Consider the following 19,940-nt stretch of genomic DNA (forward strand, 5'->3'; position numbering starts at 1 on the left):
TTTAAACATGTAACAAAGGTTGCCTTACAAAAAATCCAGCCATGTCCACAGCGAAAACCGCACCCAAAGGGCTATCCACTGAGGCGAAAGCATGGTGGAAACGGCTGCGAACCGAGTACGAAATTGAGGACGACGCGGGCCTTTTGCTGTTGCAAACGGGCTTGGAAGCGTTCGACCGGATGCGTCACGCGCAGGCGGCCATTGCTCGCGACGGCATGACCATTCTTGATCGGTTCGGTCAACGCAAGGCCCATCACTTGCTGCCCGCCGAGCGCGACGCCCGTGCCCAAATGCTCGCCGCGCTGCGGGCGCTGAACTTGGACGTTGAGCCGCTCCATGACCGACCGGGCCGCCCGGCAGGACGTTGAACGATGCCGACGACACGCCGACTCCGCACCCGCTCGCGACGCGAAGCCATCGACCCGACGCATTGGGCGATCCTCACTGATACCCCGCTGCCGGCCGACGCCAATTCCTTCACTGCGCTGGACGCGGAGAGTTACGACGTCATGCGATTACTGTGGGAGGACTACCGCGCCGGCATCCTTGCCGACTGGATCAAGAGCCAGCCTGGCACGCGCCCAGCGATGTGGTGGCGGTACGATGCGCCCCGTCTCGATCCTGCGCAGCTAGGGCGCTGGTCACGCACCTTGCTGGCTCCGCGCCTGATCGAAACGCGCCGCAAGCTTTGCGGTGAAGGGATGCCTCTTCACGAGGCGCTGAACTATGCCCCTTCGCATCACTACGGAATCCCCGCATGGTTTGGCGATCCCGACAATCCACCCGCGTTCGAGTCGCAGCGTGTCTACTTGAGACGTCATGGTCTACTGCTGCCGGCAGAGCGCCGCCAGATTCCCGAGCCAGTCCGGTATCCGCTGAGGGTTGTTTCAGCATGGAGTTGAAGCGACAACGTGAGTACTGGGGTAATCCGCTTATTGGATTCCAACGGCAGCTTTGATGTCATCCCATTCGCTGGAAAGAGAAGGGTTCAAATCTTCAAAAATCCTAGATGACAGGGTAATTGCGGCATTGGCTTTCGCGGTTTCGTACAGGCAAACTTCCTCCAGCGCGATTGCATTGAATTGCTCGGTCGGCGGTTGTGATTGAAATAGTTTGTAGACATCGCCGAATGCTTTCTCAAATCGGACTCTAAGCCATTCGATCCTAACCCATCGCGCCACCAACTGCTCGCTGAATATTGCCTGTGATGCGGCAACGATGACACCAAGTTCGGTTTGTCGGCAGAGAACACAAACTATCCAAAGTGCGACATATAAAACTATCTTTATGCGCTCAGTTCTTGCCATTCGCAGAGCAATGGCTTTGCTGAAGTGGCTATTCTCCAGTACCTGCGCGGCCATCCGCTTTAATGGATCGGTGAGATTGTTGTTGTAGTAGCCGTCTGTTTTTTGATGGGTCAGGTTGACGCCACAAGCGCTGCTAAAGAAATCTTGGAGGCGTTTATCCTGCGCGCGAGGCGCAAGGTAAAGACGGGAAACAAGCCCGATGACAAACAACAGCAGCGTCGATAAGCCAAAGGCGATCAGGACTACAGTTGAAAGAACGGGGTACTTTGTCTGGTCAACAAGTAGGCTGAGAATGGATAGAGCGGCACCGATGTAGAACAGGATGTCAGAAGCCTTGTCGCCCAGTTCGACTGCTTCAAAATATTCCTTTCGGATGGGATCAGAGCGTGACATCTGTATTATCCATAGGCTGGAAAGTCACTTCCAAAAATTTGCCGCCAAATTTCGATAGCACCTTTGTGATCGCTGTTGGTGCCGTAGGTTTTGTGCCACGCATCTCTGCTTTTCGAGATTGCAGTATCGAAGCGCTTTAGCACTTCCTGTCGGTCAGACCAACTCAGGTAGTCGTCGGCGAATCCATTTTCGTACCACAAATAGCTTTCAAGAAGCGGTCTGGCGTTGCTGAAAAACTGGAAGACCTGCCAAGGTGTATCGCTGAGATCGGAATGGAAAAGTTTGATGGCCAATACTTCAATGTGATAACTCTGGAGGTAGTCACTATGGACGCGATTCCAGTGCTTGATCATCTTGATGATCCGCCTGAAATTGGCGCCGCAGTCTGATGCCTTTGATTCGATGGCTGCGGCAAGCTCCTTCGGCTTGGACTCGATCCATTTGTCCGTATTGGAGTCGGGTACGTTGTAGTGCGTAACCTTGCCGTTGCCATCGACAGATCGTGATACGGGAACGACGTCCACGCTGGGCCAGGTCGTGTAGCTAAGGGTTACCGCTTGACCATTGCGGCGGACACCCGTTCGCCATTGCGACAACGCATTCCGAACGCTTTGCAGAACTTCAGTTGGGGTCTTGCCTTTGATGTGTTTGTCGTAGTGCAGTGCGACCATCACATCTAGATCGGCGTGCTGTCGTAGCGCCGTAAACTTAGGTATCGAACCAGTGCTGAATGCTTCGACAATTTCAAACGACTTGCCGAGCTTCGCAACGATATCGTCCTTACGACCATTAGCAGTACTGCGGTGATCGCCTCCAAGATTGATCTGTTCGTAGAACTGATCAAAGGAAACGGCAACTGTATAAGCCATGCAATTCTCCAACTAACATCCGCGCTCGGAGCACCATTGCGGCGAGCGGCTTCCTCCGTTGGCAGATTTCGCTTGGTTCGCGTATCCGTGACCGCTCTCATGCGCAGCGCAACTTGCGCCTGCATGGTCGTCCTTCGTAGCCGCCCCTAACTGCGTTCCATGCGGATGATCCCCCGCGTATGAATATGCACCGATCGCAGAGGGCGCGCCAGTACCGCGATTAGCGCTGACGCCATGCAGGCGTGTGCAGGAGCGCGCCGCGTGGAAGGCCGTACCTAGCCGCGCGCCTCACGTCCCGGCTCATCCTCAGCCACGCGTGTTCGCCAATAGAAGTCCGGCTTGACCCACACAACGGTTTCCGCATTGAGCTTGCGAAACGCATTCAGTAGCGCCGTCCCCAGGACAAGGTTGCCGTCCGCATTCTCGCGCAGCAAATCTTCTTGAGAAGATTTGACGAGATGATCTATGACGTCATCTTGGTAAAGGCACCCGTCACGATCAATCTGCGCCTGCATCCATTTCGCAGCTGGGGCAGCGTCGCTCATTTTTTCGGCTTGACCGGTTCGAGAGATTCAACAGGGAAAACGCCACTTTCCAGCTTTTTCCCTGCGAACCATTGGCATCGGTACGTCTTGCCATCAAAGTCTATCTGCACGGCCATCTCTGGACCGCCAGCCTTGAGCTTGACGATGTCGCCTAAATTGAATGTTGATTGCTTTGCCACAAGCGCCCCCATTTCCTTTTTGAAGACTCTGACAGCATAGCGGCACCATCGAGCGCATGAAAGATCGCGCCGGTATTGGTGTGCGTGTAGACAACCACCTACGCTGGGGATGCTCGTGCGTTGCCCGCGACGACGGGAAAACGCCACCGACCATGCAGGCGTGTGCAGGAGGGCCGCGCGCTAGCCGACCCTTACCGGCCTACGGCCCCAAGCCTAGATCGCGAAGGCGAAAGGGGAGCAGCCCGCGCCGTTCCTTGTCCGTAAGCGTTCGCCCGCGACCGGATCGCGAGAGAGGGACGCAAAGCGGGACGGCAATACCTTGAGCAACAAAAAAGCCCCTAGAAACAGGGGCTTAATTGCGTATCTGGCGGAGAGAGAGGGATTCGAACCCTCGATCAGGTGTTTAACCCGATACTCCCTTAGCAGGGGAGCCCCTTCGGCCTCTCGGGCATCTCTCCGGGTGAGTGGGTTGCAGCGAAGCCGGCAAGGATAGCGGTGGCGGCGGTGCAGGTAAAGGCGAGGGTGTCGATCAGGACTCGGAGTGATCGTCGTGTGGAGGCACCGGGCCGCCGTCGTGTTCGCTCTTGATGCGCTGGTAGATCTCCTCGCGATGAACCGCGACCGTCTTGGGTGCATTGATGCCGATGCGCACCTGGTTGCCCTTCACGCCCAGCACGGTAACGGTCACCTCGTCACCGATCATCAGGGTTTCGCCAACCCTGCGGGTCAGAATCAACATGGTTACTACTCCATCAATTCCTGGTTGCAAACACGAAACGGCGGAGCCTCACCCCTGAGCGCCCGCTGCTTCGGCTCGACGATCAACCGTCGAAGGCCCTCGCGCCTTCCCGGCTTTCCATCCGGCCATCTGTTGCGACGACTAGCGCACGGCGACACCGTGCCACTGGTTGATCGGGTGATACTACCTATCGGGTTTGATCGGCGCAACGCGCGGTATCTTTAGTGTTGGCGTCGCATACACGCGCCAGCGACCGGCCTTATGCCGACAACCGATCGGATGTCCACAACGGCACACCGGCAAGAATCGTCGACAGCGCCGGCACATCGTCGCCACCGCCCTGCGCCATGTCGGGGCGACCACCGCCCTTGCCGCCAATCTGCTTGGCCACGTACGAAACCACATCGCCAGCCTTGATCTTGCCCAGCGCAGTGCCATGCACGCCAGCCACCAGCGCCACACGACCATCGGCGGCGCCGGCCAGCACGATCACGCAATCGCCCAATTGCTGTTTCAGGCGATCCACCGCATCGCGCAGCGATTTGGCATCGAAGCCTTCGAGCCGTGCGGCGACGACCTTGATGCCGCCGATGTCCGCGGCATGCGCAGCGAGGTCGGCGGTGGCCGAGCCAGTAGCCTTGGCGCGCAGGGATTCCAGCTCGTGCTCGAGTTTCTTCTGGCGATCCAGCAACTGGTGCAGCTTGTCGACCACCTCGCTGCCGTTGCCGGAAAGCAGGTGCGAGATCTCGCCCAAGCGGCGCTCTTCATCGTCGATGTGCGCCAGCGCGCCAGCGCCGGTCACCGCCTCGATGCGGCGCACGCCGGAGGCCACACCCGATTCGCCGACGATCTTGAACACGCCAATGTCGCCGGTGCGGCCGACATGGGTGCCGCCGCACAACTCGGTGGAGAAATCCCCCATCTTCAGCACGCGCACTTCGGCGCCGTATTTCTCGCCGAACAACGCCATCGCGCCGGTGGCAATCGCGTCGTCATAGGCCATGTGATGCACCTCGGCCTGCGCGTTGCGGCGCACCTCGGTGTTGACGATGGTCTCGACCTCGGCCAGTTCCGCCGCGCTCATCGGCTTGTGGTGCGAGAAATCGAAACGCAGGCGATCCGGCGCCACCAGCGAGCCCTTTTGCGCCACGTGGGTGCCAAGCACCTGGCGCAGCGCCGCGTGCAAGAGATGGGTGGCTGAATGATTCAGCACGATCGCCTGTCGACGCGCAACGTCCACCTGGGCATCGAGCGGATCGTCGGCCTTGAGCGGCTGCGTGCCGTGCCAGGTACCGGAGTGACCGAAAAACACGCCACCCATCTTGAGGGTATCGACCACGTCGAAGCGGCCGTGCGCCGAACTCAGCATGCCGGTGTCGCCGACCTGACCACCCGACTCGGCGTAGAACGGCGTGCGGTCGAGAATGACGAAACCGTGCTCGCCTTCGGCCAGCTGCGCCACCTGCGTGCCATCGCGCACGATGGCCAGCACCTTGCAACGCGTAGCGGAGAGCGTCTGGTAACCGAGGAAATCGGTCTTGGCGAGATGGCTCGCCAGCTCGGCCGGCAACTGGCCCTTGGCCTCGAACTTGCCGGCGGCGCGGGCGCGCTCGCGCTGCTCGTTCATCGCCGCCTCGAAGCCGGGCATGTCCACGTCCAGCCCGCGCTCGCGCGCGATGTCGGCGGTGAGGTCGACCGGAAAACCATAGGTGTCGTACAGACGGAACGCGTCGGCGCCCGGGATGGTCTTGCCCGTGAGCTTGCCGGCGACATCGTCGAACACGCGCATGCCGTGTTCCAGCGTTTCACCAAAGCGCTGTTCCTCGGTGCGCAACGCATCTTCGACAAACGCCTGCTTGGCCTGGATCTCCGGATAGGCCTCGCCCATTTCGGCCACCAGCGGCGCGACCATCTTCCAGAAGAAATCGCCGCGCACGCCGAGCATCCAACCGTGGCGCAGGGCGCGGCGGATGATCCGGCGCAGCACGTAGCCGCGGCCTTCGTTCGACGGCAGCACGCCGTCGACGATGAGGAACGCGCAGGCGCGGATGTGGTCGGCGATCACGCGCAGCGACTTGCTGGCGAGATCGGCCGTGCCGGTCAATGCCGAAGCGGCCTTGATCAACCGCTGGAACAGGTCGATCTCATAGTTGGAATGCACGTGCTGCAGCACCGCGGCCAGACGTTCCAGGCCCATACCGGTATCCACGCAGGGCGCAGGCAGTGGCGAAAGCGTGCCATCCGGCGCGCGGTCGAACTGCATGAACACGAGGTTCCAGATCTCGATGTAGCGGTCGCCATCCTCGTCTTTCGACCCCGGCGGGCCGCCGGCAATCTCCTCGCCATGGTCGAAAAAGATCTCGGTGCACGGGCCGCACGGGCCGGTGTCGGCCATTTGCCAGAAGTTGTCCGAGGCGTACGGCGCCCCTTTGTTGTCGCCAATGCGCACGATGCGCTCGGCCGGCACACCCACCTCGTCGTGCCAGATGCCATAGGCCTCGTCGTCGGTGTGGTAGACGGTGACCCACAGCCGGTCGGCCGGCAGCTTGAAGACCTGGGTCAGCAGCTCCCACGCCCAAGCAATGGCTTCACGCTTGAAGTAATCGCCAAACGACCAGTTGCCCAGCATTTCGAAAAATGTATGGTGGCGCGCGGTGTAGCCCACGGCATCCAGGTCGTTGTGCTTGCCGCCGGCCCGCAGGCAACGCTGTACGTCGGACGCACGCTGATACGGCAACTTTTCACTGCCGAGAAATACGTTCTTGAACTGCACCATGCCCGAGTTGGTGAACAGGAGCGTGGGGTCGCTGGCCGGCACCAGCGAGCTGGACGGCACGATGGTGTGCCCCCTGGTACGGAAAAATTCAAGAAAAGTCGACCGGATAGCGGCCGTGGTCATCGGGGTCTGAGTCATGCGCCGTGGCGTGCCAATTGCGAAAAGGACACGCCACGGGCGGGCCGCGATCAGGATGCTTCGTCGGCCTCGTCCACCTCGGCGTGGGTGGCATATCTTACCGTGGCCGCAGCAAAGCCGCGCCGCAACAGGAACTGCGCGCGTTTGCCCTGTTCCGCGCGATCTGCCGGCGCACGGTTGCCGTAGTGTCGACGCAGCTGCGCAAGTGCGCTCGCGTTCCAGTCGACCTCGGCGGATTCCAGCAGCGGTGTGATCTCGGTATCGCCCAAGCCGTGCGTGCGCAGCTCCATGCGGATGCGCTGTGGGCCGTAGCCTTGCGCCACGCGCTGGCGCACCAGCATCTCGGCAAACCGGGCGTCGTCCTGATAATGCTGCGCGCCCAGCCGATCGAGCGCAGCGCCGGTTTCGTCCAGCTCGTAACCGCTGCGCGCGAGTTTGCGCTGCAGCTCCAGCCGTGATTGCTCGCGGCGGGCCAAAAGCCCCAGCGCCTTATCATAGGCGCTGGGGCGAAAACGCTCGGACGGCGGTTTGAGTCGGCGCGGCAACGGCAGTTACCCCGCAGTGGCCGCGCTGGATCCTGACCCCGTCGTGCCCGCGCCCGGCATCACGCTTCTTCGGTGGCCGCGGCTTCGGCAACCGGCTCGGCCTTGCCGCCAACGTCCGCCAGCAGGCGCGCACGCAGCTCGGTGTCGATCTCGTTGGCGATCGCGGCGTTGTCACGCAGGAACTGGCGCACGTTCTCCTTGCCCTGGCCGATGCGGTCGCCCTTGTAGCTGTACCAGGCGCCGGATTTCTCGATCAGGTTTTCCTTCACCCCCAGCTCGATGATCTCGCCTTCGCGCGAGGTGCCCTCGCCGTAGAGGATCTCGAACTCGGTCTGACGGAACGGCGGCGCCACCTTGTTTTTCACCACCTTGACGCGGGTTTCCGAACCGATCACCTCGTCGCCCTTCTTCACCGCGCCGATGCGACGGATATCGAGGCGCACCGAGGAATAGAACTTGAGCGCGTTGCCGCCGGTGGTGGTTTCCGGGTTGCCGAACATCACGCCGATCTTCATGCGGATCTGGTTGATGAAGATGACCAGGCAGTTGGAGCGCTTGATGTTGGCGGTGAGCTTGCGCAGCGCCTGGCTCATCAACCGCGCATGCAGGCCGACGTGGGAATCCCCCATCTCGCCTTCGATTTCCGCCTTCGGCGTGAGCGCGGCCACCGAGTCGACCACCACCACGTCGACCGCGGCGGAGCGCACCAGCATGTCGGTGATCTCCAGCGCCTGCTCGCCGGTGTCCGGCTGCGAAACCAGGAGATCGTCCACCTTGACGCCGAGTTTGGCGGCGTAGGTGGGGTCGAGCGCATGTTCGGCATCGACGAACGCTGCGGTGCCGCCGTTCTTCTGGCAATTGGCAATGACCTGCAGCGTGAGCGTGGTCTTGCCGGAAGACTCCGGGCCGTAGATTTCAACCACGCGGCCCCGCGGCAGGCCGCCGATGCCGAGCGCGATATCCAGCCCCAGCGAGCCGGTGGAAATGGTGTCGATCGCCTCGTGCGAATGGTCACCCAAGCGCATCACGGCGCCCTTGCCGAATTGCTTTTCGATCTGGCTCAGGGCAGAGGCAAGGGCCTTGCGCTTGTTGTCATCCATCGTGGGGGTTCCGAGTGGGCTGTGAATGGATTGCATCATGGCCTGATGGCGTCTCACCGGCTGCGATCAGGCCGGAAGAAGTATCCCATACCGGTCAAGCGCGCCAGCCCGCCGCATGCGCATCACACTGTCAGCGTCTTGCGCACGCCGATGAGGGCCGCGGCCACCGTCTGTCGGCGCACGGCGTCACGGTCGCCATCAAAGTGGAACAGCCTGGTGTGCGCGTAGCCGCCGCGGCGCTTCCAGGCGATCCAGACCGAGCCGACGGGCTTGTCCGGCGTACCGCCGGAGGGCCCGGCGATGCCGGTGACGGCCACCGCCACCCCGGCGCCAAAGCGCGCCAGCGCACCGGAAACCATCTCCAGTGCAGTCTCCTCGCTGACGGCGCCGGTGCGCTCGAGCGTGCGCGGATCGACGCCCAGCAAGGCTTGCTTGGCCTCGTAGCTGTAGGTCACCACGCCGGCATCGAACCAGGCTGAGCTGCCGGGGATATCGGTGAGGGTCTTGGCGATCCAGCCGCCGCTGCAGGATTCGGCAGTGACCAGCATCAGGCGTTGCCGCAGCGTGGCCGCCGCGACGCCCTGCGCCAGCGCGAGCAGGTCTTGATCGGTGGGGATGGCAGCAGGCTCCATGCGACACTCTCCGGCTGGAATGCGTGCAGCAGCACGCGGCTCTTCGTTCTACCCTTCCGGCGCGCACCCGCCAAGACCCTGCAATGACCGACGACGAAATCTCCCAGCACACCCCGCTCATGCGCCAGTACCTGGCGGTGAAGGCGGAACACCCGGATGTGTTGCTGTTTTTCCGCATGGGGGACTTCTACGAGACGTTCTACGACGACGCGCGCAAGGCCGCGCGGCTGCTCGATCTCACGCTGACCCAGCGTGGGCAATCCGCCGGGGTGCCGATCCCGATGGCCGGCCTGCCGTACCACGCAGTGGAGAACTACCTTGCGCGGCTCGTGCGGCTGGGCGAGTCGGTGGCCATCTGCGAGCAGTTCGGCGACCCCAACGGCAAGGGGCCGATGGAGCGCAAGGTGGTGCGCGTGGTGACCCCCGGCACGGTCACCGAGGAGGCCTTGCTCGAACAGCGGCGGGACAACCTGCTCCTGGCGATTGCCGCCGGGCCAAAACATGGCTACGGGCTGGCCTGGGCCGACCTGTTCGAGCGGGCGTTTCCTCTTGAGCGAAGTCGCCGACGCCGAAGGTCTGGCCGCCGAGCTGGCGCGCCTGCAGCCGGCGGAAACGCTGGTGGACGAAGCGGCCGCCCTGCCGCCCGCGGTGGCCGCCATGCCCGGCCTGCGCAAGCGCCCGCCGTGGCATTTCGACGCCGACGCCGCGCGCCGGGAACTCAACCGTTTCTTCGGCACCCGCGATCTCTCCGGCTTCGGCGCCGAGCACCTGCCGCTGGCGATCGGCGCCGCCGGCTGCCTGCTTACCTACGTCGAGGAAACCCAGAAAAACGCGCTGCCACACCTCTCCGGCATGGCGGTGGAATCGGCCGACGAAACCATTGCGCTGGACGCCGCCACCCGGCGCAACCTGGAGCTGGACACCCACCCAAGCGGCCGCGCCGAACACACTCTGCTCGGCGTGCTGGACGAAACCGTGACGCCGATGGGCGCACGCCTCCTGCGCCGCTGGCTGAACCGCCCGCTGCGTGCGCACGCCGTGCTGCGCGCGCGCCACCAGGCCATCGGCACCCTGATCGACAACCGCGGCTACGCGCCCTTGCGCGAGCAACTGCGCGCCATCGGCGATCTGGAACGCATCCTTGCCCGCGTCGCCCTGCGCTCGGCGCGGCCGCGCGACCTTTCCACCCTGCGCGACGGCCTGCTCGCGGCGCCCGCCCTGCGCGAGCGCGTCGCCCCGCTGGACAGTCCGCTGCTGCACGCGCTGGTCGCGCGTATCGGCGACCACGCACACAGCACCGAGCTGCTGGTGCACGCCATCGTCGCCCAACCGCCGGTGCTGCAGCGCGATGGTGGCATCATTGCCGACGGCTACGACGCCGAGCTGGATGAGCTGCGCCGGCTCGCGAACCACGCCGACCAGTACCTGGTGGAGCTGGAAGAACGCGAGCGTGCAGCGAGCGGCATCCCCACGCTCAAGGTCGGCTACAACCGCGTCCACGGCTACTACATCGAGATCACCAAGGCGCAGGCCGACAAGGCCCCCACGCACTACACCCGCCGCCAGACCACCAAGAACGCCGAGCGCTACATCACCGAGGAGCTCAAGCAGTTCGAGGACAAGGTGCTCTCGGCCAAGGAACGCTCGCTGATGCGCGAACGCGCACTCTACGACGCCCTGCTCGGCACCCTGACCGAGCGGCTCGAACCACTGAAGCAGGCCGCCCAGGCCATCGCCGAACTCGATGTGCTCGGCTGCCTCGCCGAACGCGCCGACACGCTCGACTGGAACCCGCCGGAGCTCACCGAAACCGCCGGCATGCAGATCGAACGCGGGCGCCACCCGGTGGTGGAGAAAGTGCGCGAAGAGCCGTTTGAGCCGAACGACCTCATGCTGGACGAAGCCCGCCGCATGCTGGTCATCACCGGCCCCAACATGGGTGGCAAAAGCACCTACATGCGGCAGAACGCGCTGATCGTGCTGCTCGCCCACATCGGCAGCTACGTGCCCGCCAGCCGTGCCGTGATCGGTCCGGTCGACCGCATCTTTACCCGCATCGGCGCCGGCGACGACCTCGCACGCGGGCAATCCACCTTCATGGTGGAAATGAGCGAAACCGCGAACATCCTGCACAACGCCACCGCGCACAGCCTGGTGCTGATGGACGAGGTGGGCCGCGGCACCAGCACCTACGACGGCCTCGCGCTCGCGCGCGCCGCCGCGGTGCACCTGGCCACCGTGAGCCATGCGTTCGTGCTGTTCGCCACCCATTATTTCGAGCTGACCGAGCTCGCCAACGAGTACCCGACCATCGCCAACGTGCACCTCGACGCGGTCGAGTACGGCGAGCAACTGGTGTTCATGCACGCGGTGAAGGACGGTCCGGCGAACCGCAGCTTCGGCCTGCAGGTGGCGGCACTCGCCGGCCTGCCGCGCGCGGTGATTGCCGATGCGCGTCGCACGCTGGCAAAGCTCGAACACGGCATGCTTGCCGGCAGCACGCAAACGGCTGCCGCGGACTCACCGCAGCTGTCGCTGTTTGCCCCGCCCGCGCCCTCGGCCATCGAAGATGCGCTGGACACGATCGACCCTGACACCCTGTCGCCGCGCGAGGCGCTGGACGCGCTGTACCGGCTGAAGGCCTTGCGGCCCGACGCGTGAGACGGGATTCGGCAGCGCGACCCACGCTGATCCGAAACCCCCGTGGCTCGGGTTTCAGCCCGACCGGCGGTCGGTAAGGCGCCGTCGGGCTGAAACCCGACCCACGGCTACTTTTCGGCTTGGTCGGCAGCCGATTTGGTGGCGTCGACCAAGTGGTCCGCATCCGGCATGGCGATGTCCGGGATGGCATCCCACTCGGCTTGACTGTCGGTGGCCGGCAAGGGCTCCGGCGCGGTGGCGGCGCGGCGCGGCAGCCGACCGGCCAGCACCAGTTGCTGGATGCGCTCGAACACCTCTTCACGGCCGAACGGCTTTTTCATGAAATCGTCGGCCCCGTAGCGCTGCACATAGAACTGTTCGGTCGCCTGCACATTGCCGCTGATCATCACGATGGGCGTGGCCTGCGTAGCCGTCTCGTGGCGCAGCGTGCGCAGCACCTCGAAGCCGGACACGCCGGGCATCACGATGTCGAGAAAAATCAGCCCCGGGTGCTCCCGTCGCGCGAGTTCCAGCGCCTCGGCACCATTGGCGGCCTTGATGACGGCGTAACCGTCCTGGATAAGCATCTTGCCGAGCACGGCGCGGATTGTCGGCGAGTCGTCGACCACCAGCATGCAGGTGGACGCCATCGCACGCACGCGCGGCTCGCTGTGACGGCGCTCGCGACCGCCCACCAGTCGCTTCAACAAACCGAATCCGGCCATGCTCCTGCCCCCTGCCGCTTCCCGTGGCGACATGGGCGGAGTGTCACCGGCACCGCGTGCCAGCGCAAGCAGGCGTGGGTGACGAAAACGGGCGGTGCGCCGGGCGGCTACCCGGATCAGCCGTGATGCACCAGCAGGTTCGACTCGGAAGGAGCGTCGGTTGCAGCGGGCTGCAGGACACCGGCAGCCATGGCCACCACCTCGTCCGGCCTTGCCGGCAAGCGCCCGGCGCGCACCAGGGTGTCAATGCTGGCCTGCACCGCCGAGCGACCGAACGGCTTCTTGATGAAGTCGTCGGCACCAAAACGCTGCACGTAGAACTGCTCGGTCGCCTGCGGGTTGCCGCTCATCATCACGATCGGAATGTGCGCGGTTTGCGGTGCGTGCCGCAACGTGCGCAGCACCGCAAAGCCGTTCACGCCCGGCAGCACGATATCGAGAAAGATCAGCCCCGGCTGGCCCGCGACGGCCAGCTCGATCGCCTGCTCGCCATCGACCGCCTTGTGCACCGCGTAGCCGTCCTGTTCCAGCATGCGGCCCAGCACGGCGCAGATCGTGGGCGAGTCGTCCACCACCAGCACGCGCGTGTCGGCAAGTGTCTTTCGCCACACTGTGGCCGGTGCGGCCGGGTTTCCCATGCTTCCCAGGAGCTTGCGCAAAAAGCCGGTGCTGTTCATCGCCCACCTCCCATAGGCCCGCCGCCGCGTACGGCGGGTTGATGGCTGGATGGTGAGACGTCCCGCGCACACAAACTGGGATGCAGTGCTCAGCTGCCGCGCGCAGGCATCCGATCACGGCGCCGATTGATCCTTGAGGTCGCGCAACCGTCGACGCGCGTGCTTGTCCGGCCGCCGCGGCGGCGCCTGGCGGCCGATCAGGCGCTGCTCCTCACGGCGCAACGCGCGCGCCTGCACGCTGGCCGCGCTTTCGCGGTAGAGCGCCTGCGCCGCACTGGCCGGGCCCCGTTGCGCGGACACCGCCAGCAGCTCGACTTCCAGCCGCTCCGCGCCGCGCGTCACCTGCAGCACGTCGCCCACATGCACCAGCTTCGCCGGCTTGCAGCCGCCATCATTGACGGTGACCTTGCCACCTTCAATGGCCTGCTTGGCGAGGCCGCGCGTCTTGAAAAGCCGCGCCGCCCACAACCACTGATCGGCACGGATACCAGTGCTTGCGTCGTACTCGTTCATCGGCAGCATGATCGCACGCCGACGGAGGTCGTCACGTGCCCAGCCACGCGTTGGCCAGCGGCACCGTCACGAGCGAAACCAGGATGCCGAGACCGAGCACGGTGTTGGCCAGTTCGGGGTCGAGGCCGTATTCGTCGGCCAGGATCGTGGCCGACACCATCGGTGCCATCGCCGCCTGCAGCACGCCCGCCACCAGCACCATGCCGCCGACGCCGGCCGCAACGCCGAGTACCCAACACGCGGCCGGCGCCGCCGCGAGTTTCCACCCCAGGCCCCACGCGGTGGCGCCCCATTGGCCGCGGCTGCCACGCAGGCGGAACTGCATGCCCACGGAAAACAGCGCGAGTGGCGTCAGCGTTTCGCCAATCGGGTGGAACACGCCGTCGAGCCACGCCGGCCAGCCGCCGAGGCGGCCCGCCACCACGCCAACCAGCAAGGCCAGGAACGCGGGAAACGTAAGAATGCGCCGCACGATCACGCGTGCATGCGGCGCGCGCCCGGCATACAGCGAGGCCACCACTACCGCCACCGAAGCCAACACCGGGAATGCGCCAAGCTGGTCGGCCACGACCGCGAGCGACAAGCCGGCTTCGCCACGCAACGCGGCAATCATCGGGTACCCCATGTACGCGGTGTTGCCCAGCCCGCACACCAGGATCAGCGCGCCCGTGCGTTGCCGCGACCAGCCCAGCCGCGGCCCCAGCCAGCCAAATACCAACCATGCACCGGCAAACACCAGCCACATCGACACCACGAGAAACCACAACTGCGGATCGAGCCGCACTTTGGGGATCAGCTCGAGCACCAGTGCCGGCAGCGCCACGTTCAGTACCCACCAGTTGATGCCGCGCACCGTACCTTCGGGTGGGTGCGCAAAACGGCGCACCAGCACGCCAAGCGCAAGACAGACAAACAGCAGCACCAAGGCGGACATCGGCGATCACGCGCGGGAAAGCCTCGCATTAGACGCGATGCCGGCGGCGCACGAAAGCGGCGCGCCGGCTCGGCGATAATGCCGACTTCGCCCTCCGGTCGATGCTGCGCGCAGATGAGCTTCCCCGAACACCACGTCCACGGCCTTGCCGGCGACGACATGCCGCCCGACTGGCCGCCACTGACGGCGACCGAGCTGGCCCGGGTACTGGATGCCTACCCAGCGCTTGGCACGCCACGGCATATCGTCTGGCACAGCCCGCGCCCGCTCTCCAGCGCCGCACTGGTCGATACCGGCGGCGGGTGTGTGTTCGTCAAGCGCCATCACCGCAGCGTACGCAGCGTCGTGAGCCTGGGTGAGGAACACGCCTTCGCCGCGTGGCTCACCGGCCACGGCATGCTGGTGCCGGCGGTGCTTGCCGACCGCCACGGCCGCACCGCCACCGCGCTGTGCGACTGGGTGTACGAAATCCACGCACCGGCCCGCGGCCGCGACGTGTATCGCGACACCATGTCGTGGGTGCCGTTGACTGATCTTGGCCGCGCGCACCGCGCCGGCGCCATGCTTGCGCGCTTCCACCGCGCTGCGGACGGCTACGCCGCCGCCCAGCGCTCCACCCATCGGCTGGTGGCGCGCAGTGAACTGATCGAAGCCGCCGACCCGGTGGCCGCACTGCAGGCGCAGCTCACGCAGCGGCCGGATTTGGCCGTCTATCTGTCCGGACGTCCGTGGCAGGCCGAACTCGCCGCCGTGTTCGGGCCGCAACACGCGCAAACCGCCGCGCGCCTGCGCGCCCAGCCGCGATGCTGGACACACGGCGACTGGCATGTTTCCAACCTGTGCTGGAGCGACGACGGCGCCGACGCCCGCATCACCGACGTGCTGGATTTCGGCCTGGCCGCACGCACCTTTGCGCTGTTCGACCTCGCCACCGCGATCGAGCGCAACGCCATCGCCTGGCTAGAACCCGGCACCAACCGCGCGCGTCCCGGTACGGCATTCGCGCTGATAGCCGGTTATCAGGACGAACATCCGCTGACCCGCGCGGATCTCGACCTGCTCGCCGAGCTGCTGCCGATCGTGCACGTCGATTTCGCCATTTCCGAAGTGGATTACTTCCACGGCGCCACGCATTCGCGCGCGCATGCCGACGTGGCGTGGGACACCTTCCTGCGCGGCCATGCCGCCTGGTTCCGCAGCACCGACGGCCGCCGTCTACTGGCAACCATCCGCGCCGCTTGACGCAAGCTGGTTCGTTCGTGGTCTAATTGGCAGCTGAAGCGGGGGTGCCCGGCGTTGCCGGGCTGAGAGAGTCCCTTGGAACCTGACCCGGTTAGAACCGGCGTAGGGAGCTTGATCCAGAATCGCGATCGCGCCCGACCGGCGCACGCGGTTCATCGTCGCTTCGCCCGTTTCCCACGGCGACCCACGACGATGACGCTTCCCCGTACTTCCCTGCTGCTTGCCCTGCTCGCCGCCCTCGCGCCCGCTACGCGCGCCGCGGAGGTGCAAACCACCGACCTGGCCGCCATACACGTCAAGGCCACGACGCACACCGACCGCAACAACGCGAAACTGGCGACCTGGGGCAACGCGCCGCTGCACGACACGCCGGCCTCGGTCACGGTGATCCCGCGCGCGCTGATCGACGATCGCCAGATCCGCACCTTGTCGGAGCTGGCCCGCACCGATGCCGCGCTTGGCGACAACTACGCGGCCGTGGGCTACTACCAGAACATCTCGATCCGCGGCTATCCGCTCGACCTCGCCACCGGCTACCGCCTGAACGGTCTCACCCTGGTCGGCGAGCAGAAGGTGGCACTGGAGGACAAGCAGCAGGTGGAGGTGCTTTCCGGCCTCGCCGGGCTCGATGCCGGGGTGATGGAACCCGGCGGCGTGGTGAACTACGTCAGCAAGCGGCCGGCCGAGGTGCGCGACGTGACGCTCGGCACCGACTCGCACGGCGCGCGCTACGGCGCGCTCGACGTCGGCACCTGGCTTACGCCCAGCTTCGGCGTGCGCGCCAATCTCGCGTGGGAGGACATCCACTCCTACGTGCAGCATGCCAATGGCCGACGCAACTTTTACTCGCTTGCGGCGGATTGGCGGATCGCGCCAAACGCCACGCTGGAACTCGACAGCGACTACCAGACCAGCGCGCAGCGCTCGGTCTCCGGCTATCAACTGCTCGGCGGCACGGTCATCCCGCAGCACCCCGACCCCACGCGCCTGCTGGGCTACGAGCCGTGGCAACTCCCGGTGGGCATCCACAGCGCCAACACCAGCGCCCGCTTCCGCTACGCGTTCAACGACGACTGGAACGCCAACCTTGCCGCCGGCCACAGCCGCGGCGTGATCCAGGACAACGTCGCGTTCGCCTACGGCTGCTTCTATCAGGATGCCTGCGCGAACCTGCTCACCACCGGGGCCTACTTCGCTCCCGACGGTGGTTACGACATCTATGACTACCGCAGCCCCGACGACACCCGCGTGGCGGACGAGGCGCGTGCCACGCTCCAGGGCCACTTCGACACGGGCGCAGTGAGCCATGACCTGACCCTCGGCGCCAGCGCCTTCCGCCGCACCATCGACCGCCGCATCGAGGTCTACGACTACGTCGGCAGCGCCAACATCGCGGACAACAACCCCCCGTACTTTGCGCCTTCACCCAATCAGCCCGGTGCTTCGGCGCGCCGGCTCGCCAGCTGGCAGCACTCGCTGTTCGCCATGGACCGCCTGCACTTCGGTACCCACTGGCAAGCCATCCTCGGCAACCGGTTCGTCCGCCTCAACGAACGCGACTACGACAGCAGCAGCACGCTCACGCGCAACACCCGCATGAGCCGCACCCTGCCGCAAGCCGCCGTGCTGTGGCAGCCCACCACGCCCATCACGGTTTACGCCAGCTACGTCGAAGGCTTGTCGCTCGGCCTGGCCGCGCCGTACTGGGCCAGCAATCCGGATGCGATCCTCGGCCCACGGCTGTCGCGTCAGCTCGAAACCGGTGTGAAATACGCACTCAGCGATGCGTTCAACCTGAGCGCCGCGCTGTACCACATCCGCCAGCCCTACCAGTACGCGCAGCCGGATGACTCGGCTGCCGGCTACACCTTCGTCGAGCACGGCGAAGAGGTGCACACCGGCATCGAGCTGGGTGCGCACGGGCAGCTCACCACGCACCTGCGGCTGGATGCCAGCGCCAACCTGATCCGCGCCGAGGCCCGCAACACCGGCACGCCGTCCTACGACGGCCACCAGGTGGCCAACGTGCCGCGCCTGCGGGTGGCCACGTATCTGGATTACAGCCTGCCCATGCTGCCGCAGCTCGCCCTGCTCGGCGGCTGGCGCTATGCGTCGCCCAACGTGGCCACCGCGGATGGCCGGGTGCGCGTGCCGGCCTACAACGTGTTCGACGCCGGGCTGCGCTACACCGCCCATTGGGGCGAGCGCACCCTGACCTGGCGGCTGGCGGTCGACAACGTGTTCGACCACAGCTACTGGCGCGACACCGGCAGCGCCTGGGGCGACAGCTACCTGTTCCCCGGCGCGCCGCGCCTGGCGCGTCTGTCCGTCACCATCGGCCTGTGACGTGACGCTGGTCGAGCTCATCGCCGCGGTGCTCAGTGCGTCGGGCGTGTGGCTCACCACCCGCCGCCACCCCGCGTGCTGGCCGGTCGGGCTGGTGTCGGTGGTGGTCTACGCGTGGGTATTCGTCGACGCCAAGCTGTATTCGGACGCGCTGCTGCAGGGCGCGTTCGGCGTGATGATCGGCTATGGCTGGGTGCGTTGGGTGCAGCACCTGGGTACCGACGGCCGCGTGCGCATCGCGCGGTTGCCGCCAGGCCGCGCGACCTGGCACGTCGCGCTCGGCGCGCTCGGTGCGCTCGCGCTTGGCGCCGTCATGCGCCACTACACCGACGCAGCCCTGCCATGGCTGGACGCCACGCTCACCGCGTACAGCCTCGTCGCGCAATGGTGGCAGGCACAACGTCACACCGCAGCGTGGTGGCTGTGGATCGTGGTCGACGTGGTGTACGTCGGCGAGTACGTCTACAAGGATCTCCGGATCACCGCCGTGCTGTACGCGCTGTTCGTCGCCATGGCGGTCGCCGGGTTGCAGCAATGGCGGCAAGCCGGTCGGATGCAGGCGACCGCCAGCGGGTTCGGCACCTGAAAGCCTGTGCCACAATGGCCGCGTTTTCGCATCACGCGTGGTCACATGCTCTCCAAGCCCTACGATTTCCACCAGTTCCAGACCGAGCTGAGTGCACTGGATACCAGTCAGCCGGCGTCACCGCCTGCCGCCGCAACGCCTGTCGTCAACCCCAAGTCACGGTTGGCGCGCGCCAAAGTGGAGTTTCTTGCCTTGCGCGAGCGCTACCAGCTGACGGTGGCCGAAGTGGTCGCGTTTTTTCCGGAAGAAGATGGCATCGCCTACTTGCAGACGCTGATTGCCGCCAGTGCGGCCAAGCCGTCGCGACGCCGCTCCAAGAGCGTCTGAAAGCTCCCCGGCCTCACACTGCGGCAACCCCGTGCACGGGCATAATCGCGGCATGAACAGCCCGACCCGCTTCGCCTGCTGTCTCATCGCCACGCCGCTGGTGGCGTGGTCGTTCCCGGCCGGCGCGCAGAACATCTACAAGTGCGTGACGGCCGGTCAGGTGACCTACACCGACCAGCCGTGCAACGACGGCAACGGCAAGCTGCTGCACCAGGCGAGCGCGGCGGAAACCATCGACCATTACCTGCGCCTGGGCCAGCCGCAGCTGGCCAAGGCCTGGGCCATGGCCCGCCATCTGGATTCGCTCTACACCGCGCGCCTGGCGCTGTTCAACGCAGCGCAGGAGGCCAAGGCCAAACAAGCCCAGGCAGACGCCATCGCGGCGCAAGCTGCCGCCGATGCGGCGCGCGCGCAACAGCAACAGGCCATGGCAGCGGCACAAGCGGCTGCACAGGCCGCGGAAACCGATCGCCTGGCCGCCGAAAACACTCAGCTGCGTGCGCAGAATGCGGCCTATCAGAACAGCCTGGCGCAACCGCCGGTGTACTACATGACCGTCCCGGCCTACTTTGGTGGCTGGAACAGCGGCTATCGCCCACCCTTCAACCATGAACACCCATACCGTCCGCCACCGACAAATCTCAGGCCGCCGCCGGTGCGGGGTTACACCTTGTTGCAAACCTGCGGCTCGCTCAAAGGCGGCCGCGCAAGCTGTTGAGCCCAGCAC

The 19,940-nt window shown here is 65.2% G+C and carries 20 protein-coding genes, 1 tRNA gene, 1 pseudogene and 1 riboswitch; of the genes and pseudogenes, 8 read left to right on the plus strand and 14 right to left on the minus strand.

The window, feature by feature from the left end; genetic code table 11:
- The first annotated feature begins 41 nt into the window (after positions 1–41).
- Both AC3WP6_RS10570 and AC3WP6_RS10575 read left to right on the plus strand, forming a co-directional pair.
- Positions 42–368, plus strand: coding sequence for a P27 family phage terminase small subunit (locus AC3WP6_RS10570; protein WP_492627670.1), 327 nt, complete (start codon positions 42–44; stop codon positions 366–368).
- A 3-nt stretch (positions 369–371) separates the two neighbouring features.
- Positions 372–902 (plus strand): hypothetical protein, encoded by a 531-nt coding sequence (locus AC3WP6_RS10575; protein WP_492627671.1) that lies wholly within the window; start codon positions 372–374, stop codon positions 900–902.
- Positions 903–932: 30 nt separating this feature from the next.
- On the opposite strand, the gene AC3WP6_RS10580 is transcribed toward AC3WP6_RS10575, so the two are convergent.
- The 10 genes from AC3WP6_RS10580 to AC3WP6_RS10625 all read right to left on the minus strand — a co-directional run bounded on the left by AC3WP6_RS10580 (position 933) and on the right by AC3WP6_RS10625 (position 9,223).
- Positions 933–1,700: a hypothetical protein gene (locus AC3WP6_RS10580; RefSeq protein WP_492627672.1), complete on the minus strand. Its 768-nt coding sequence runs from the start codon at positions 1,698–1,700 to the stop codon at positions 933–935.
- Between the two features lie 5 nt (positions 1,701–1,705).
- Positions 1,706–2,569, minus strand: a complete 864-nt coding sequence (locus tag AC3WP6_RS10585; RefSeq protein WP_492627673.1) for an SMODS domain-containing nucleotidyltransferase — start codon at positions 2,567–2,569, stop codon at positions 1,706–1,708.
- 275 nt (positions 2,570–2,844) lie between these two features.
- Positions 2,845–3,114 carry a DUF6953 family protein gene (locus tag AC3WP6_RS10590; RefSeq protein ID WP_492627674.1) on the minus strand — a complete coding sequence of 90 codons (270 nt, stop codon included), beginning with the start codon at positions 3,112–3,114 and terminating at the stop codon, positions 2,845–2,847.
- Entirely contained in the window at positions 3,111–3,293 is a 183-nt protein-coding gene (locus tag AC3WP6_RS10595; protein ID WP_492627675.1) for a YodC family protein, read from the minus strand. The genes AC3WP6_RS10590 and AC3WP6_RS10595 overlap by 4 nt, the downstream gene beginning before the upstream one ends.
- A gap of 365 nt (positions 3,294–3,658) precedes the next feature.
- Positions 3,659–3,751 (minus strand) — tRNA-Ser (locus AC3WP6_RS10600).
- A gap of 71 nt (positions 3,752–3,822) precedes the next feature.
- Positions 3,823–4,032, minus strand: coding sequence for a carbon storage regulator CsrA (gene csrA / locus AC3WP6_RS10605; RefSeq protein WP_492627676.1), 210 nt, complete (start codon positions 4,030–4,032; stop codon positions 3,823–3,825).
- Positions 4,033–4,291: 259 nt separating this feature from the next.
- Positions 4,292–6,931, minus strand: a complete 2,640-nt coding sequence (gene alaS, locus AC3WP6_RS10610) for an alanine--tRNA ligase (protein ID WP_492628684.1) — start codon at positions 6,929–6,931, stop codon at positions 4,292–4,294.
- Between the two features lie 65 nt (positions 6,932–6,996).
- Positions 6,997–7,491 (minus strand): regulatory protein RecX, encoded by a 495-nt coding sequence (locus AC3WP6_RS10615; protein WP_492627677.1) that lies wholly within the window; start codon positions 7,489–7,491, stop codon positions 6,997–6,999.
- Positions 7,492–7,550: 59 nt separating this feature from the next.
- Positions 7,551–8,591 carry a recombinase RecA gene (recA, locus tag AC3WP6_RS10620; RefSeq protein WP_492627678.1) on the minus strand — a complete coding sequence of 347 codons (1,041 nt, stop codon included), beginning with the start codon at positions 8,589–8,591 and terminating at the stop codon, positions 7,551–7,553.
- 122 nt (positions 8,592–8,713) lie between these two features.
- Complete coding sequence (locus AC3WP6_RS10625) at positions 8,714–9,223, minus strand: CinA family protein (RefSeq protein WP_492627679.1); 510 nt, start codon at positions 9,221–9,223, stop codon at positions 8,714–8,716.
- A gap of 83 nt (positions 9,224–9,306) precedes the next feature.
- On the opposite strand from AC3WP6_RS10625, the pseudogene mutS reads away from it, so the two are divergent.
- Positions 9,307–11,884 (plus strand): annotated as a pseudogene (gene mutS / locus AC3WP6_RS10630) (DNA mismatch repair protein MutS).
- Between the two features lie 107 nt (positions 11,885–11,991).
- On the opposite strand, the gene AC3WP6_RS10635 reads toward mutS, so the two are convergent.
- From AC3WP6_RS10635 to AC3WP6_RS10650, 4 genes are all read right to left on the minus strand, one after another.
- Positions 11,992–12,588, minus strand: coding sequence for a response regulator (locus tag AC3WP6_RS10635; RefSeq protein WP_492627680.1), 597 nt, complete (start codon positions 12,586–12,588; stop codon positions 11,992–11,994).
- A 116-nt stretch (positions 12,589–12,704) separates the two neighbouring features.
- A complete protein-coding gene (locus tag AC3WP6_RS10640; protein WP_492627681.1) occupies positions 12,705–13,265 on the minus strand; it encodes a response regulator in 561 nt (186 codons plus the stop codon).
- Positions 13,266–13,379: 114 nt separating this feature from the next.
- Entirely contained in the window at positions 13,380–13,787 is a 408-nt protein-coding gene (locus AC3WP6_RS10645; protein WP_492627682.1) for an RNA-binding S4 domain-containing protein, read from the minus strand.
- 22 nt (positions 13,788–13,809) lie between these two features.
- Positions 13,810–14,712, minus strand: coding sequence for an AEC family transporter (locus AC3WP6_RS10650; protein ID WP_492627683.1), 903 nt, complete (start codon positions 14,710–14,712; stop codon positions 13,810–13,812).
- 114 nt (positions 14,713–14,826) lie between these two features.
- On the opposite strand from AC3WP6_RS10650, the gene AC3WP6_RS10655 reads away from it, so the two are divergent.
- The 5 genes from AC3WP6_RS10655 to AC3WP6_RS10675 all read left to right on the plus strand — a co-directional run bounded on the left by AC3WP6_RS10655 (position 14,827) and on the right by AC3WP6_RS10675 (position 19,931).
- The gene (locus AC3WP6_RS10655) at positions 14,827–15,954 is read left to right on the plus strand and encodes a phosphotransferase (RefSeq protein ID WP_492627684.1); all 1,128 of its coding nucleotides are present in this window, start codon (positions 14,827–14,829) and stop codon (positions 15,952–15,954) included.
- A gap of 30 nt (positions 15,955–15,984) precedes the next feature.
- A riboswitch (TPP riboswitch) is annotated at positions 15,985–16,080 on the plus strand.
- A gap of 66 nt (positions 16,081–16,146) precedes the next feature.
- The gene (locus tag AC3WP6_RS10660) at positions 16,147–18,300 is read left to right on the plus strand and encodes a TonB-dependent siderophore receptor (RefSeq protein ID WP_492627685.1); all 2,154 of its coding nucleotides are present in this window, start codon (positions 16,147–16,149) and stop codon (positions 18,298–18,300) included.
- A 1-nt stretch (position 18,301) separates the two neighbouring features.
- Positions 18,302–18,886 carry a nicotinamide riboside transporter PnuC gene (gene pnuC / locus AC3WP6_RS10665; RefSeq protein WP_492627686.1) on the plus strand — a complete coding sequence of 195 codons (585 nt, stop codon included), beginning with the start codon at positions 18,302–18,304 and terminating at the stop codon, positions 18,884–18,886.
- A 45-nt stretch (positions 18,887–18,931) separates the two neighbouring features.
- Positions 18,932–19,213: a 2-hydroxyacyl-CoA dehydratase gene (locus tag AC3WP6_RS10670; RefSeq protein ID WP_492627687.1), complete on the plus strand. Its 282-nt coding sequence runs from the start codon at positions 18,932–18,934 to the stop codon at positions 19,211–19,213.
- Between the two features lie 52 nt (positions 19,214–19,265).
- Positions 19,266–19,931 (plus strand): DUF4124 domain-containing protein, encoded by a 666-nt coding sequence (locus tag AC3WP6_RS10675; RefSeq protein ID WP_492627688.1) that lies wholly within the window; start codon positions 19,266–19,268, stop codon positions 19,929–19,931.
- Positions 19,932–19,940: the final 9 nt, after the last annotated feature.

It is taken from the genome of Rhodanobacter sp. FW106-HT46G03, from assembly GCF_058789895.1.